14 protein-coding genes are annotated in these 14694 nt (G+C 63.7%); 2 read left to right on the top strand and 12 right to left on the bottom strand.

Annotation, left to right across the window (positions count from 1 at the left end; translation table 11 throughout):
• Window positions 1–203 precede the first annotated feature (203 nt).
• Window positions 204–1496 carry an IS256 family transposase gene (locus tag G6N56_RS22460; RefSeq protein WP_051472998.1) on the top strand — a complete coding sequence of 431 codons (1293 nt, stop codon included), beginning with the start codon at window positions 204–206 and terminating at the stop codon, window positions 1494–1496.
• A gap of 184 nt (window positions 1497–1680) precedes the next feature.
• Here G6N56_RS22460 and G6N56_RS22455 read toward each other — a convergent pair whose 3' ends face one another.
• Window positions 1681–2376: a CAP domain-containing protein gene (locus tag G6N56_RS22455; RefSeq protein ID WP_042792207.1), complete on the bottom strand. Its 696-nt coding sequence runs from the start codon at window positions 2374–2376 to the stop codon at window positions 1681–1683.
• 482 nt (window positions 2377–2858) lie between these two features.
• Here G6N56_RS22455 and G6N56_RS22450 point away from each other — a divergent pair, with 482 nt between their 5' ends.
• Window positions 2859–3272, top strand: coding sequence for a hypothetical protein (locus tag G6N56_RS22450; protein WP_134770529.1), 414 nt, complete (start codon window positions 2859–2861; stop codon window positions 3270–3272).
• 172 nt (window positions 3273–3444) lie between these two features.
• Here G6N56_RS22450 and G6N56_RS22445 read toward each other — a convergent pair whose 3' ends face one another.
• The 11 genes from G6N56_RS22445 to G6N56_RS22395 all read right to left on the bottom strand — a co-directional run bounded on the left by G6N56_RS22445 (window position 3445) and on the right by G6N56_RS22395 (window position 14543).
• A complete protein-coding gene (locus G6N56_RS22445; protein ID WP_042792205.1) occupies window positions 3445–3843 on the bottom strand; it encodes a DUF732 domain-containing protein in 399 nt (132 codons plus the stop codon).
• Window positions 3844–3853: 10 nt separating this feature from the next.
• Window positions 3854–4507, bottom strand: a complete 654-nt coding sequence (locus G6N56_RS22440; protein ID WP_042792204.1) for a hypothetical protein — start codon at window positions 4505–4507, stop codon at window positions 3854–3856.
• A complete protein-coding gene (locus tag G6N56_RS22435) occupies window positions 4504–5133 on the bottom strand; it encodes an Rv1363c family protein (RefSeq protein ID WP_042792203.1) in 630 nt (209 codons plus the stop codon). Before G6N56_RS22435 ends, G6N56_RS22440 begins: the two co-directional genes overlap by 4 nt.
• 70 nt (window positions 5134–5203) lie before the next feature.
• Window positions 5204–6655: an MCE family protein gene (locus tag G6N56_RS22430; RefSeq protein WP_042792202.1), complete on the bottom strand. Its 1452-nt coding sequence runs from the start codon at window positions 6653–6655 to the stop codon at window positions 5204–5206.
• Window positions 6656–7783, bottom strand: coding sequence for a virulence factor Mce family protein (locus G6N56_RS22425; protein WP_408632712.1), 1128 nt, complete (start codon window positions 7781–7783; stop codon window positions 6656–6658).
• Between the two features lie 26 nt (window positions 7784–7809).
• Window positions 7810–9156 carry a virulence factor Mce family protein gene (locus tag G6N56_RS22420; RefSeq protein ID WP_042792321.1) on the bottom strand — a complete coding sequence of 449 codons (1347 nt, stop codon included), beginning with the start codon at window positions 9154–9156 and terminating at the stop codon, window positions 7810–7812.
• A gap of 17 nt (window positions 9157–9173) precedes the next feature.
• Window positions 9174–10505, bottom strand: a complete 1332-nt coding sequence (locus G6N56_RS22415; protein ID WP_085254014.1) for a virulence factor Mce family protein — start codon at window positions 10503–10505, stop codon at window positions 9174–9176.
• The gene (locus G6N56_RS22410; protein ID WP_042792164.1) at window positions 10502–11530 is read right to left on the bottom strand and encodes a virulence factor Mce family protein; all 1029 of its coding nucleotides are present in this window, start codon (window positions 11528–11530) and stop codon (window positions 10502–10504) included. Before G6N56_RS22410 ends, G6N56_RS22415 begins: the two co-directional genes overlap by 4 nt.
• A gap of 34 nt (window positions 11531–11564) precedes the next feature.
• The gene (locus tag G6N56_RS22405) at window positions 11565–12971 is read right to left on the bottom strand and encodes an MCE family protein (RefSeq protein ID WP_042792163.1); all 1407 of its coding nucleotides are present in this window, start codon (window positions 12969–12971) and stop codon (window positions 11565–11567) included.
• Window positions 12958–13821 carry an ABC transporter permease gene (locus tag G6N56_RS22400; protein ID WP_042909646.1) on the bottom strand — a complete coding sequence of 288 codons (864 nt, stop codon included), beginning with the start codon at window positions 13819–13821 and terminating at the stop codon, window positions 12958–12960. Before G6N56_RS22400 ends, G6N56_RS22405 begins: the two co-directional genes overlap by 14 nt.
• A gap of 8 nt (window positions 13822–13829) precedes the next feature.
• On the bottom strand, window positions 13830–14543 hold the full coding sequence (locus G6N56_RS22395) for an MlaE family ABC transporter permease (RefSeq protein WP_051472929.1): 714 nt from the start codon (window positions 14541–14543) through the stop codon (window positions 13830–13832).
• Window positions 14544–14694 lie beyond the last annotated feature (151 nt).

Below are 14694 nucleotides of genomic sequence, written 5' to 3'. Positions count from 1 at the left end.
GTGAATCTATCCCCTGTGCTGGCGTGGAAAGTCTTGGTGAGATGATCGACTCCTGGTTGGAATGCGCACACAGTTCGTGCGGTGGCAGTCCGGACGTTGTCCCGGGTCTCGTAGAACTTGAGGTGGCGGTCCCCCGCTCGAGACCTGCCGTGTGGTAGGTGTCGGGCGTCCGCCAAGACACACCAACAGCAAGGGGACCAGCCGTGAAGAAGAGTAGCCAGATCCAGTCCGTGGACGCGACCGCCATCCCGCAGTGCGTCAGTGTGGCGTTGGCGGAGATCGCCGAGAACATGCACGAGGGGCTTTCGGCCCTGGCCGTGGGTGCGGGCCTGCAGGTGATGGCGGCGTTGATGGAGGCCGACGTGAGCGCGTTGGCCGGGCCGAAGGGTAAGCATGATGCGACGCGGACGGCGGTGCGGCACGGCCGTGAGCGCGGGTCGGTGACCCTGGGCGGGCAGCGGGTGGCGATCACCCGCCCTCGGGTGCGGGCGGCCGGCGGGTCCGGTGAGCTGCCGATCGTGTCGTATGAGCTGTTCAGCTCGACTGAGATTCTAGGCAAGATGGCGATGGAGAAGATGCTGGCCGGGCTCTCGACCCGCCGCTACCCGGTCGGGCTCGAGCCGGTCGGTCACCAGGTGGATCAATCCTGCTCTGCGACAAGCAAGTCAGCGGTCTCGCGCAAGTTTGTGGCGATGACCGAAACCGGTCTGGCCGAGCTGTTGTCGCGGGATCTGCCCGGGCTGGACCTGGTGGCGTTGATGATCGACGGGGTGCACTTCGCCGAGTCGTGCTGTGTCGTGGCGCTCGGTATCGGCATAGACGGGGTCAAGCACCCGCTGGCGCTGGTGGAGGGCTCGACCGAGAACGCGACCTTGGTCACCGGCCTGCTGGTCGATCTGCGTGAGCGGGGCCTGGACGTCACCCGCCCGATGCTGGTGTGCCTGGACGGGTCCAAGGCGCTGCGCAAGGCCGTCCTCGACGTGCTGGAGCGCCCAGTGATCCAACGCTGCCAACTGCACAAGGTTCGGAACGTGAAAGATCGCCTGCCGCAACGCCTTCGGTTCACTGTCGGCCGGAAGATGACCGACGCCTACCATGCCGGATCGGCGCTGGAGGCCGAGGCCGCGTTGCTGGCCCTGGCCACCGAACTCGACCGCATCCACCCCGGGGCGGCGGCCAGCCTGCGTGAGGGCCTCGACGAGACGCTCACCGTGCTGCGACTGGGCGTGCCACCCACCTTGGCCCGCACGCTGCGCTCGACCAACTGCATCGAGTCGATGATCTCCGTCTGCCGCGAACACGCCGGCAACGTCAAACGCTGGCAGGACGGGCAGATGGCGCTGCGCTGGTGTGCCGCCGGGATGGTCGAGGCCGGCAAGCAGTTCCGCCGTGTGAACGGTCACCTGCACCTACCGACGCTCCGCTCAGCTCTCGAGCGCCAGACCGCCGAACCTGTCGGACCCGTCGTGCACAATGACGAGGTGAGCGCAGCCTGATGCTCACCGGACCGCCACCGAAGTTCCACGGAACCTGGGACATCCTCGGCAGTCCGCTGCGCAGCGCCTCTCATAACAAGATGTCCGTGAAAGTTGGCGGGTGCCTCAGTTAGGTCAGTGCCTCAGTTAAGGTTAGGAACGCCCGCGAAAATGGGTGATTCAGGGGGGAGTGCGGCATCGTGGGCTACTTAGGCGGCATAGCAGGTGGCGGATACACGCCCCGGAGGATCCAGGGCAACCAATCGACGCCAAACTCGATTTCGTCGCTGGCGTCATAGTCTGGGCTGGGATCGAGTGGCGTATTCTGCGACCTGTCGCCGAGGGAAGTCAGAGGCGACGCTTCCGCTCCGTGTCCGGCAGTGCCGGTTGGTTGCTGTGGCTGACCATAAACGGCCACCACGACGGTGCGGTCCGGGCTGTTTTCCGACCACACGCCGATCTGGGTGTTGGCGCAGTCGGACATAATGGCGAAATAGTTTGGTTTGTAATACCATTGGTTTATCAGCTCAACGCCGCTGATCGCCAAGGCTGGATTGATCGCTACTGTTTCGGCCACCTTGCCGTGAAATCCCGCAGCATTGGCCCGCACCTGCGGGGTGGACCCGTCTGAGCCGATGTCGCCGTCTAGGTCTCGATTGTTCAAGACGTCGTTGGTGTGCCGCTGGGCGGCGAGTTGCAGTTGCGGATTTATCTTAATGTCGTTGGTGCAACCTGCCTGATGCTGCATCGTGTAGACGTTGGCGACCACACCGTCGTTCAGTCGCTTGTTGTTCGGTATGAGCGTGTTGTCGTCACCATCCGCATGTGTGACGGGGATGCCCAGCAGGCTACCCGCCGCGGCAATACCGATGGCAGATAAGGTCAGCGGCAGTAGGTGCATTGCGTTTCTCCGGTCAGAAGGGCGTGATGGACAATTTGCAAGTGACTGGTGGGCTGATTCGTGAGTTCGTCATTGCCTGCAGGTATTGACGCCAGTCCCGGTAGCCGCCGTGGCGCGCTAGGAGCCCGTTGGTGTCGTCTGTAAAGGATTGGGCCGCCCTTCGTCGAACGCCTCGGTGGACAATGTGCGCGACCAAACGGTTTCGTAGCCTCAAGAATTAGGCCATCTGGCTGGTGCCTGATAGGGCGAGGGTGTGCTGAGACGAGAAAGCAGCGGTGCAGCCCAAGGAAGGGGTGAGGATCCGGGAAGCGTAGCGGTGAAAGAGTTCTCAGCGGAAAGGGCTCAAGACTGTCGACTCGTGGTGGTGGCTGCAACCGGGGAGGCCCTTCCCCGGCCGGCGGATTGCGCAGCGACATTGAAGCGCAACGATTTAGATTAGATGAGGAGCAGAGCAGCAGAGCGCAGGCAGGTGGGCGTTGGCGATGAGCGTACCGCCGGTCGCCCGGAGCGGATTCGTTGCGGCGAAGAGCGGCCCAACCGTCCTGTCGTGTGCTTTCGCGTTTCGCCGCAAGCCTTTGGCGCGGGCCCCTCTGCATATTCTCGTCGATGAGAGCCTCAGGGGCAGGCGGTTGAGGTTGGAAACGTATATAGCCGAACCCTTTTCGGCGATTAAGCACGACCGGTTGATGGCAGTGGTCGCCGAATTGGTGCTGGCGTTTTTCTCCGGCAAGCGGACCAACCACGAGCGCAGTTTCGGGCTCTCTGCGTCCGCTCACCGGAGGACCGACCACTGCGGGTTGATGAGCCGCAGCAGCCGCAATCGAAGGGTGATCGCGCAGGCCGTCGACAAGCCGCGGCGGGGTAAACCGAGTACCGGCGGCGAACTGCGTCGGTAACCTGTGCGAGGCAGAACCGCATGGACGGGTTGCGGTGGCGAGAACTGGACTAGCCACCATCTGACCACGGACATCAGGGGACAGGCAGCCGACCGGGATACCGTCGAAGCTTAGGCCGTGGGCGCTACCGTCAGTGATCATTGGCTCCTCCAGTTCCCGACCAGACTCATTGTCAGCCGCCGCCGGGTGGTGGCCGGTATCCAGCTGCCGAGTTGCGCAACTGCCAGATCAGCGCGGGACAGAGTTCGTTGACCGCCTGACTGATCAGATACGAGGCCTGGTACTCGTCGGAAGTGTCAAAGTCAGCTTTCACGTCGCCCACGAGCTGTGCATAGCTCCGCCCATGCAACACCTTGCCGCAGACACCGTGTCCATAGCTCAACGCGTCGTCAGCGTCGGCGAAGTTGTAGCCGGGCCGCACCGTGACGTTGACCAGATAGGCCACCGCGTCGGCATGTGCGCTGGGAGGCGTGAGTGCCATGGTGCCAAAAGCGCATACGCCCGCGCAGGCCCAAACCGGGCCCACGAGCAGTCTGCTCTTAACGCTGAGGAGTAAGGATCGGCGCAGCATCTTCGTGGCCTCAAACGGGGTCGAACCCAGCGATCAGCCAACGACCGTGGACCCTGTCAAGGGTGACCCGAACTGTCGAGGCCGTGTTGGTGGGTGCGTCCTGGCCGATGATGATGGTCTGGTTCACGAATAACAGCACAACAGCGTGGGTATCAGTCGCCTCGATCGATGCGGCGGCCGGGACGGTGGCCACCGCAGAGATCTGCTTCTGTTTTGACCCCGGGATCACCACGTCGTGGGTCAGTGATGTGTAGGCGTTTAGGAAGGTCCCGGTGAGTCGCCCTCGGGCGGCTTCTAGATCCTTGTCCACAGTGTCGGGCCGGTAGGATAGCAGCGCAACGGTGCCATCGGTAGCAGCCTGCACGGATTCCGCGCTGGCTGCGCGAGAACTGTGGAGCAAACCGTCCTGCCACTTCAAAAAGCCCGCGCCTGCGGCGAGCAACAGCGCCAGCCCGGGCAGTACCCCGTAGGCGATCGCTTGTCTCCAGCGAACGCGGGACGCCGCGCTTGTGGCCCCTTGTCGGAGTTCTGGCCCCTCGTCCTCTGTGGAAGCGTCGTTGTCCTCGCGCCCTACAGCCTCTGTTTGCGCCGGTTCAGCAGGTGTGTCGTCCACCGCGTCGGTATCGGTGGTGCGCTTGGTGCGCCAGAACTTCGGCCACCTCATGGTACGAACTCGACGTTAGACATTTTGACCTGATCGCCAAGCTTCTGCACGAAGATGCGCATCCGCCATCTCCGCGGAATTTGCTCGGGTGCACCGAGGTTCGACACCTTCACGGTCATGGCGACCAGAACCTGGGCTGCATCACCCGACGCTGATTCCAGCCCAGCCTCGTCAACCGTGCCGACTGTCGTCGCCCTGACTTGTTTGGCCGTATCGACGAATGGCTGTGACCGCTTGGCAAAGTCGTCGTGGAATTGCCCCGTCGCGCCATCGAGAATGCGCTGCACGTCGGCCTCGGCGTGCTCCCAATCGATCGTCGTCAGATTCAGCGCGCTCTGCTTCGCGGCCTGCAGAAATCGGCTCCGCTGGATTTGCGATTGGTGGGCTTGGTGGACGCGAAACGCCCACCACCCTACCAACGCGCCCAGGGCGACGATAACGACCAGTCCGAACAGCAGGGCGTGCCGCAGCACCGACGCGGATTTTTTAGGCCGCCGTTCAAGCGCCTCGTTCTCATCGCCCGCCCCCGTTTGGAGGGTGTCAAGTGAGTCCGGCTCGAGGGTGTTGTCTTCAGCCTCGGGATCGTCGTCGCCGAGAGACAGTTCGGAATCAGTCGCTAGCCGCATGTCGTTCTCCGTCCGCGGCTGTTAATCGACGAAGCCGCTGGGTGCCTGCCGCCTGGGCAAGCCGGTGCGGTCACGTCCCCGGCGGGACCAGCATTGCTTGCCATGTCTTCTCCTTCGGTGTGGATTGCGTCAGGTCTGATTGTGTGTATTGCTGCCCGTCGGATCCGATATAGGTGCCGGTGGCCGGGTCGTACTCGGCCGCCGCGATCGGCGGCGGCGCCGGGCCGGGCGGACCGACTGCCGCCGGCGGTGATCCAGCTGGCAGCTGCGGGATGTCTTGACCGGACAGGGTGGCATTGGGGTCGCCTTTCCAGTTGTAGCCGTCGTTGAGCGGCACATACTCCTCGTCGCTTTCACACATCTTCACGGTGGGCGCGCGCTTGCCAGGCCGGGTTTCGCACGGAAGGTTACGGACACCCCGCACGTCGATCGGTGAGTCCTGAGGCACCCTGCAATACAACCCGGGGGGTGGGGGTGGGGAGTCCTCGAAGGTGGGGATCCGCTGCTGCTGGGCTGGTAGATATCCGGTGGCGCACGGCGGCGGCAGGTTGAGGTTGAGGTTGGTGTGGATGAAAAAGCCCAAGTAATCCTGCTTGGTGTCCGCGTTGGCCGCGATGGCCATTTGGTGGTTGGCGACCATCTGCGGCAACGCCACCAGGGACTGCTCGATGCCGTCGTGGTAGGTGAGTCCGACCTGGGCGACGCTGACCAGATTGGCCAGCAGGACCGGCAGAGTCGGTTGCAGCCGCTCAACCAGTCGACGAGCTTCCCCAAGCGCTGGGCCGCCGTTGTCCACCATGCCGGCGACAGCCTGGTCGTGGGTCTGCAACTCGCTGGTCACGGTGGCCAGGCGCGACGCCCACGCTTGGATCGCGTCGGCGGTATGGGTTTGCGAGTCGAGCACCGGCTGCGATCGGTCGATCAGCGCGACCAGCGGGTCGAGGTTCTTGCGCGCCTCGATCGCCAGATCGGATGAGCCCTTGACCAGCCGCGACAATTCGGGGCCGAGGCCTCCCACGGCGGTGTACGACTCGTCGATGACGGTCTTCAGGTTGTCGCGTGGTATTGCCCGCAGAGCGGTGTTGACCGCCGTGACCAGCGCATTGATGTCGGGCGGCACCGAGGTATCGGCCAGCGGAATGACGTCACCGTCCTTCAGCGGTGGTGAGGTGCCGTTACGCGGCAGCAGCTCGACGTATTGTTCGCCGATCGCGGTTTGGCTGTGCACCTCGGCTTTGAGCTCCGAGGGGATGTGGATGTCCGATTTCAATGACAGCACGGCTTCGACACCGGTGTCGGTCAGGTGCACGGATTGCACCCGGCCTACTTCGGTGCCGCGATAGGTGACGTTGCCCCAGCTGTAAAGCCCGCCGGCTCGCGATAGTTCCATTTTCACGGTGTAGCGGCCGACGCCGAAAAGCACGGCCGGCAGTTTGGTGAAGTGCACGAACGTCGCTGGCAGCGCGACCAGTGCGATCACGCCAAGGATGGCCAGTTGGATCTTGATCCGTCTGTGAAGCATTTAGCGGCCCTGGTCCCGGTGGTAGGGAATCGTGAGCGGATTGCCTGGGTTGTGCGGGCCGCCGGCTGTGCACGGACTAGGGAATTGACCGATGGTTCGGCCCCACTGCAGTTCGAGCTCAGTCAGATTGCACTCCCACCGGGTGCCGGTGAAGAAACCGGCGTCGATGCGGCTGAGCGTGAGGTCCACGATCATCGTGAGGTTGCCGTAGTCGCCGCGCAGGAATTTTTCGAGCGTTTCGTTGGCGAACGGGTACGTGGTTAGCCAGCTGAGCCAGTGGGTCATGCTTGGACCGGCGTTGGCGAGCGACTCCAGCACCGGCCCGACTTCCTTGAGTTCCTTGATCAGATTCTGTTTCGTCTTGTTGACCGTGTCGGTCGTCAGCGCGCTGAATCTGCTGAGCTGGCCGGTCGCCTCGACAAGGTTGTCGCGTTCGTCGTTGAGCACCGCCAGCGCGTCGGGGATGGTATTGAGGGCCCGATCCAGGACGGGTTGCTGTGCGGCGAACTTTCCTACCAGGCGGTTCAGACTGTCGGTGGCCGCGATGATGTCACCGGTCTGGTCGTTGAGGTTGGCGGTGAAATTATCCAGCTGGCCGATGAGGCTCCGCAGGTCTTGCTCGCGGCCGTGAAACGCGGTGCTGAGCGCCTCGGTGATGTCCTGTGCTTGGCCCAGCCCTCCGCCGTTGAGCACCAACGCCAGCGCCGCCAGCGTCTGCTCGGTGGTCGGATAGGTACCGGCGTGTGACAACGGGATCAGCGAGCCGTCGCGCAGCCGACCCTGCGGGCGAGTGTCTGTGGGGGGCGTCAGTTCGATGTGCTGCGAACCCAGCACACTGGTTTGGCCGAGCTTGGCGGTCGCGTTGGCGGGCAGGTCAACGTCGCCGTTGAGGCACATGGTCACCAGTGCATGCCAGCCTTGGAGCTCGATTTTCGTTACCCGACCGACGGTCACATCGCCGACCCGCACCCGCGCGTTCGGTTGGAGGGTGTTGACATCGGGCATCTGCGCCCGGACCACGAACGAGCCCGGCCCGTTGCCCTGGGTGCCAGGCAGCGGCAGCGAGTTCAGTCCAGACCAGCCACATCCGGCTATCCCAGCCACGACCAAAATCCCCGCCAGGGTCATCCTCGCGAGACGCCGACCGGTGAGTCTCATGAACTAGCTCCGGAGGGCACCATGATGCCGGGCAAGCCAGCGGCGGGATCGGTGGCAATTGTCTCGGTGCCCGCTGGTGCTTCGGCCGGAGGTGCCGCACCTGTCGGCACTGATGCCGGAGACGGCGTAGCCGCTTGGGCCGGCGGCGCATCCGGGGCGGGTGGAACGTAGTCGGGTCGCAGCCAGTCCTCGCTGTAGGTGATCTCATTGGGTCTGGCCTGGGCGCCGACAAACAAGTTCTCTCCCAACGGGAGGAAGTTGTACTGGCGGTTTTTGACGATCGGCGCCAGGTACTGGGCGCAGAGCTTCGCTGCTTTCTCGCCGCCCAATCGGGAGGCGGCCTGCACCGCTCCGCAGAGGAAGGCGAGTGGATTGGCGAAGTTGGGAACGGCCAGCACCCCGGCAATTCCACCCGTGGCAGGCCGGCCCAGGTTCGCGATGTCCGCCAAACCTGTAGGACCGATGTGGAGTAGCTGCTTGATGTCGTCGAGGCTGTCGACCAGCGCCTTGGTGATTGACGCCAGTTTGTCCGACGCGGTGCCTAGTGCTTCGCGGTTGTCGGCGGCGAAGCTCTGCACATCGGCTACAACCGAATTGAGGTCTTCGACCGCGCGCCCGACCTTGCTCGGGTCGTCAGCCAGCAGCGCCGACACCGCGGCCAGGTTTCGGTTGAGCTGCTCAAGCAGTCCAGTACTGTCGTGCAGCGCCGTCACCAGCGTCGACAGGTTTTTCAATGTGGAGAATATGTCATTGCTATGGTCTCCCAGCGCGGAGACGGCCTGCGACAGCTTGATGATGGTGTCTCGGATGCTTGCGCCTTGCCCCCGCAAGTTGTCCGCGGCGGTGTTGATCAAGGCACCTAGTGTGCTCACACCACCTGGTTGTGTGGGCCGCAGCAGTTGGGTCAGTCGGTCGAGCTGCGCCCGCAGGTCATCCCACTCCACCGGCACCACGGTGCGCTCTAGTGGGATGATCGCGCCGCTGCCCATCGCGGGCCCCTCGGTGTAGGGCGGGGTCAGCTGGATGGCTCGACCCGTGACGAGCTGCGGTGACAGGATCACGGCCTTCGCGTCGGCAGGAACCTTGTACCGACGGTCAAACCAGAACGTGATCTTGGCCCGCTGCGGCTGTGGTTCGATCTTTGCGACCTTGCCCACCGGCACGCCCCTGATGCGTACATCGTCGCCGGGGAAAACGCCGGTGCTGTTGTCGAAGTAGGCGATCACCGTTGTTCGCGCGATCTGATCGTTTGGGCGCAGCTCCACAACCAGGCCGGCGACAAGCAGGACCACAAGGCTAGCCCCCGCCACGAGGCGCGGATGCATCCGCAGCCCTGCTGTCATGGTCCGCAGTCGTGTCATCACGGTTGGCCTCCGGGCGGGGGCGGCGCCTCTCCCGGTGCCGGCACGTAGATCGGCGTGGGCGTCGGCGCGGGTATGGGTATGGCCGGGGGGCCGGGCGGCGGGCCGCCGGGCGGCGGGGCCGGCGCTGGCTCCCGATAGGGGTAGCAGCCAGGACCGGGCAGCGCCGAGCCGGGCCAACCGCACTGATGGTCGCCCGGGTTTCCGGTGATCGCGTCGGGCACATTCAACCGCGGCTCGCCGCCCTGACCCGTCCGCGGGTACGGCACGGGCAATGGCGGGGTGGCGCGTTGACCCGTCTGCGGGTCGGTCAGCTGGGATGGCAGCAACGTGGCCGGGTCCAGTCCCAGGTCGGAGAATGCGGCATCGATGAACGGTTGAATAAACTGCCCCGGCGGCAGGTTCGCCACGGACACGTGTAGCCATGGCCCGCCCGCGGCCGCTTCACTCATCTGCGTGACGTATTGGTTGAAAAACGGAAGGGCTTGCTGCACACGCTCCTTGCGCTTGTCGACGATCGCCAGTACGTCGTTGAGCTTGTCCAGCGCCGGCTTGAGCTGTTGGCGGTTTTCGGCGATAAATCCCTTCAGTTGCTGCGACACTGCTGAAAGGTTGGTCCAGATTTGATCCAGGGCAGCACTTTGTGTCCGCAGTTGGGCCAGCAGCGTGGTGGTGTCCTTCACCAGGCTGACGATCTGATCGGTGCGCTTGGCCAACACGTGTGTAGATTTGGCCGCGTTGTCCAATAGGTTGCGCAGTTGGGCATCGCGGGTATCGAGGGTTTGCGCAAGCCGCGCCACCCCCTGGACCGCGTTCCGTAGATCCGGCGGGGTCGTGGAGAAGGTTTGCGCCAGGGTGGCCAGCGAGTCGGACAGTTGACCGGTGTTGAGCCCGCTGATCGTGGTGGCCAAGTCGCCGAGCGCGTCGGGCAGCTGGTAGGGCGAGACAGTCCGGTCGATCGGGATAGCGCCCTTAAGCTGGCCGCCGCCGCGGGGTGTGACGTCGAGGATCTTGCTGCCCAGCAGGGTTCTGGTTTTGATCGCAGCCTCGGTACGATCCCCCAAATAAACGTCCTTATCAATTTTGAACGTGACCAGTACGCCGGGTCCGTCCAGTTCGATGCTCGATACTTTTCCGACCGGGTAACCGGAGACCTCGACGACCGCGTTGGTCTGCAGCCCACCCGCGTCGGCGAAATAGGCAGAGAAACTGTTCCTTTGGTTGACGAACGGCAACCGTTGGTACTGAAGCCCGGCCAACACCACCCCCACGATCACTGCGGTGCCGACAGCACCGATGAGCAGGGGGCTGCGTTCAGAAAACGATTTCATTTCGGCGCGCACCGTCCCGTGCTCTGACCGGCCACCTTGACATATACGGGCTGGCCCCCTTTTCCGTTGAGCTTGAGTACCAGATCGCACAGGTAGAAGGCGAAGAAGTCACCGTAGATCCCCTCACGGGCCAGCATCCGCTCCTTGTCCGGCAAAGTGTCAAGCAGTTTGTCGAGGTAGTCGCGTTCGGCGATTGCGGCGCCCGCGACCCGGTCGGTTTCGCGGACCACCTTCTGCAACGGCTCTCGGGCCTGCGACAGCAGGTCGACGATGGAACCCGCTGCCGCGTTGGTGTAGGCCACCGCGTTGGAGATGTCGGTTTTGCGTTGGGCCAGTCGGTGGACGAGTTCCGACAGCGACGTCACCGCCTTGTCCAGCTGGTCGGTTTGGCCGCCGAGCGATCCCAGCACCACGTTGAGGTTGTCGATGACCTGCCCGATCAGCTGATCACGGTCGGCCAGCGTGTTGGTCATCACCGCCGCCTGGTCCAGAAATGAGCTGATTGTGGGTCCCTGACCCTGAAGCGCCTGGATCAGCTGCGCGCTGAGCGCGTTGACCTGCTCTGGGTTCAACGCCCGTAACAATGGCCGAAACCCACCGGTCACTGCTTCGAGATCCAGTGCGGGTTGGGTGCGGGCCAGCGGGATCGTCTGAGCGGGATTAAGCTTCTTTGTCCCCCCAGCTCCTTCCTCCAGGGCCAGGTAGCGAGCGCCGAACAGGTTCTCGTAGCGGATTACCGCCCTGGTTCCCTCGGTCAGCACGACTGAATCGTCGGAGGAAAACTCGACGTGCACCGTCGCATCGGGATTGATCGAGATGTTCTTAACCTTGCCGACCTCCACCCCCGCGATGCGAACGAGGTTGCCCTTCTTCAGACCGGACACGTTGGTGAACTGGGCGCTGTAGGTCGTACCCTTACCGACCCGGACATGCCCGTATTCCATCAGCAACCCCACCAGCACCAGCAGGCCAACCGTCATGAAAATGCCGAAGCGCCAGGCCGCGCCTCTCAGGTTGTTGCGCACGGGTCGTTCTCCTGCCTAGAGATAGTTTCGGCGGTCAAGGCTGAGGACTCGCTGGGGCTGGTGGCTGACCGGGCTGTGGCGACGCCGCGCTGGGCTGGGCCGGCGGCACTCCTGGCCACAGCGGCACCCCGCCCGGCCCGTATAGCGGTGCGCCGTACGGAGGCGCCCCGGGATACGGAATGGGGCCCGGCGCCGGGCCGGGGATGCACGGGCGGATGCTTGGCGGCTCCGGCACAGCGCGGGTCACCGGGAAGTAGTCGGCCCAGCAGGGATGGCCGATGCCGGGATTTGGGCGGACATCGACACCGGTTCCCCAACCGACGTTCATGATCAGCTTGCGTGATGGGAAGTTCTTGGTGACATCTGGCAGCGACCCGCACCCGGGCTTGCCGTCGGGTCCGCCCTTAGCCGCGACAATGGGCAGGTTGTCGGGATACATGTACGGGTCGGCGCCAAACGACAAGCCGAAATCGAAAATCAGCGACCGGCCATCGGCGCCGCCCATCGCCGAATAGCCCCCGTGGTCGAGAAACCAGGTGGCGCCCTGCATCATGCAGGTGTACTCGGGGTTGTACTTGAGCAGCAGGTTGGTCGTGGGCTCGAGAGTGTTGACCGATGCGTCGAGACTGTCCCTACTCGTGGCGAGCAGGTTGGTCCCGGCCTTGGTGAACCCGATCGCGTTGAGTAGCAAGGTATCCAGCGCGGCCGAATGGTCCACGACGGTGGTGCTGGTGGTGCTGGCGGCGTTCAGAATCGCCACGATGTCGCTTGCGGCTGGGTCGAAGGTGTCCGCGAGGCCTTTCAACGACCGCCAATCTTGGCGGAGCGTGCCGCTGCGCACATTAAGAGCCTCTAGCACTTGGTTGAGATCAGTGGTGGCCTCGCCGATCCGTGGACCTTGTCCGCGCACCCCCTCAGCCACCGCGGTCAGCACCGCGTTCAGCTTGACCGGATCGACCATCTTGAGCAGATCGACGACATTCTCAAAGACCGTGTTGACCTCGGTGGCGACGTTCCTCGAGTGCAGCACCGCGCCCGCGGCAAGCCGCTTTGGGCTGGGGTCCGGTGGGGACACCAGCTCAACGAATTTGGCGCCGAAGATGCTGGTGGCTTTGATCTCCGCTTCCGCGTTGGCCGGGATGTAGCGGATCTGATCGCGGTCGATCTGCAGCCGCAAGGCTGCCCCGTTCGCGCCGCCGTCGATCTGGCCGACCCGCCCGACCTCGACGCCACGCAGCATGACCTTGGCGTTAGGTTCCAGCACGAGGCCAGCTCGATCCGATGTCAGCATCACCGGCACGTAGGGCGTGTACTCACCAGTGAAGGCCGCAGCAGTCGCGTACACGAACACGCCGATCGCCGTGAATAGGATCAGCGTCCACCATGCGGCGTGGAGGCGGTGTTCTCCGGCCCGGTTTTTGACGCCGCTAACTCGCGACATGGAAGCCCCCCGATTGACCGTAGGCTGCCAAACTGATCATCGCGAGCCCTACTACCGCGGCCACCAGTGAGGTACGCACCGACCGGCCCACGGCTTCACCGACCCCGGCCGGGCCGCCGCTTGCGGTGTACCCGTAATAGGTGTGCACCACCATGATGACCAGAGTCATCGCAAGCGTGATGAAGAACGACCAGAGCACATTACTGGGGTAGAAAAAGGTGTTGAAGTAATGGTCATAGACACCTGAGCCCTGACCGTAGAACACTGTGGTCGTAATGCGGGAGGCGAGAAAGCACACCACGGTCGCCGAGCAGTACACCGGGATCACCGCGACCAGTGCGGCGATGACTTGGGTGGACGCCAAGTAGGTGATGCTGCGAATCCCGAGTACCTCGAGCGCGTCGATCTCCTCGTTGATCCGCATCGCCCCCAGCCGGGCGGTCGCGCCGGCACCGATCGTCGTCGCGATGGCGACGATACAGCTGCCGGGGACCATGAACCTCAGGTTGAGTATCGATCCTGCTAATCCGGTCATCGCATCGATACCGATGTTGCCGAGCTCTTGGTATGCCAATACCCCGACGAGGATGCCGTTGGCCGCGACAATGAGGCCGACGACACCGACACTCCCACCGATAATCGCAAGCGCGCCTGTACCCATCCCCATTTCCGCGAGCAGCCGCAACAATTCAGTTCGGTAGCGGACGAGAGCCTCGGGAACCGAACCGAGCACCGTGGCATAAAACCGCGTCTGCGCTCCGATCCGATTCCATTCGGCGATTAGGCTGCTAGTCGCGCGCCGCAGCCGCGGAAACTGTTTGCTCACCTGGGCGCTCAGCGCTGAATCCATGGGAGGCCTCACACCAGCATTAGCGGGATAGTGATCGCGTCCACGGTGGTGTTAATCGCAAACATCGCGACGAACGCGAACACCACCGTCTCGTTGACGGCTTTGCCGACACCGGCTGGGCCGCCGCCGACCGTGGCGCCCTTGTAGCAGGCGATCAAGCCTCCCGTGAGCCCGAATATCGTCGTCTTGAACACGGAGACCACGACGTTGCGGACACCGATCAACAAGGTCAGGTGGTCCACAAAGGCGCCGGGCGAAACGTGCTGGACGAACACAGCGAATACGAAGGTGACCGTGAGAGCCACCACAGTCACCGCTCCGGCCAACAAGAAAGACACCGTGGTCACGGCCAGCACCCGCGGCACGACTAACGTTTGGATAGGGTTGATTCCCATCACCCGCAGCGCGTCCAATTCCTCCCGAATCACCCGCGCACCCAGATCGGCGCAGATGGCGGTGGCGCCCGCGCCGGCTATCACCATTACATTGCTCACCGGCGCCATCGAGGTCACCACGGCGAACGAAGCGGCCGCCCCGCTGAAATCCGCGGCGCCGATGTCCATCAACAAAGTGTTGAGGGTGAAGATAATGAGCACCGACCACGGCAGCACTAACGCCAGGGACGGCACAATTGAAACTCGCGCCACAAACCAGCTTTGCAGTATGTACTCACGCCAGGCGAACGGAGGCCGAAACAGCGCCACCAACGTGTCCAGCGACATCGCAAAGAAACCGCCCAACGCCTGCACCAACTTAGCGGGCGCAAGAACCGGCGTCAGCGTAGCTACGCTAGACAAATCAACACGAGACCTGGTAGCAGTCAAGGCAACTCCTTTCTGCCAGATGCGGTAGCGACCTGTTCGGACCGGCGCC

Source organism: Mycobacterium saskatchewanense (assembly GCF_010729105.1).
Lineage (GTDB): Bacteria > Actinomycetota > Actinomycetes > Mycobacteriales > Mycobacteriaceae > Mycobacterium > Mycobacterium saskatchewanense.
The sequence above is the reverse complement of the archived record's forward strand: the minus strand, read 5'-3'. Positions and strand labels throughout refer to the sequence as shown.

Bases quoted from the DNA above. Each gene is read 5' to 3' on its own strand.
- G6N56_RS22455 (WP_042792207.1), bottom strand. From the start codon at position 2,376: ATGCACCTACTGCCGCTGACCTTATCTGCCATCGGTATTGCCGCGGCG.
- G6N56_RS22450 (WP_134770529.1), top strand. From the start codon at position 2,859: ATGAGCGTACCGCCGGTCGCCCGGAGCGGATTCGTTGCGGCGAAGAGC.
- G6N56_RS22445 (WP_042792205.1), bottom strand. From the start codon at position 3,843: ATGCTGCGCCGATCCTTACTCCTCAGCGTTAAGAGCAGACTGCTCGTG.
- G6N56_RS22440 (WP_042792204.1), bottom strand. From the start codon at position 4,507: ATGAGGTGGCCGAAGTTCTGGCGCACCAAGCGCACCACCGATACCGAC.
- G6N56_RS22435 (WP_042792203.1), bottom strand. From the start codon at position 5,133: ATGCGGCTAGCGACTGATTCCGAACTGTCTCTCGGCGACGACGATCCC.
- G6N56_RS22430 (WP_042792202.1), bottom strand. From the start codon at position 6,655: ATGCTTCACAGACGGATCAAGATCCAACTGGCCATCCTTGGCGTGATC.
- G6N56_RS22425 (WP_408632712.1), bottom strand. From the start codon at position 7,783: ATGACCCTGGCGGGGATTTTGGTCGTGGCTGGGATAGCCGGATGTGGC.
- G6N56_RS22420 (WP_042792321.1), bottom strand. From the start codon at position 9,156: ATGACAGCAGGGCTGCGGATGCATCCGCGCCTCGTGGCGGGGGCTAGC.
- G6N56_RS22415 (WP_085254014.1), bottom strand. From the start codon at position 10,505: ATGAAATCGTTTTCTGAACGCAGCCCCCTGCTCATCGGTGCTGTCGGC.
- G6N56_RS22405 (WP_042792163.1), bottom strand. From the start codon at position 12,971: ATGTCGCGAGTTAGCGGCGTCAAAAACCGGGCCGGAGAACACCGCCTC.
- G6N56_RS22400 (WP_042909646.1), bottom strand. From the start codon at position 13,821: ATGGATTCAGCGCTGAGCGCCCAGGTGAGCAAACAGTTTCCGCGGCTG.
- G6N56_RS22395 (WP_051472929.1), bottom strand. From the start codon at position 14,543: ATGTCGCTGGACACGTTGGTGGCGCTGTTTCGGCCTCCGTTCGCCTGG.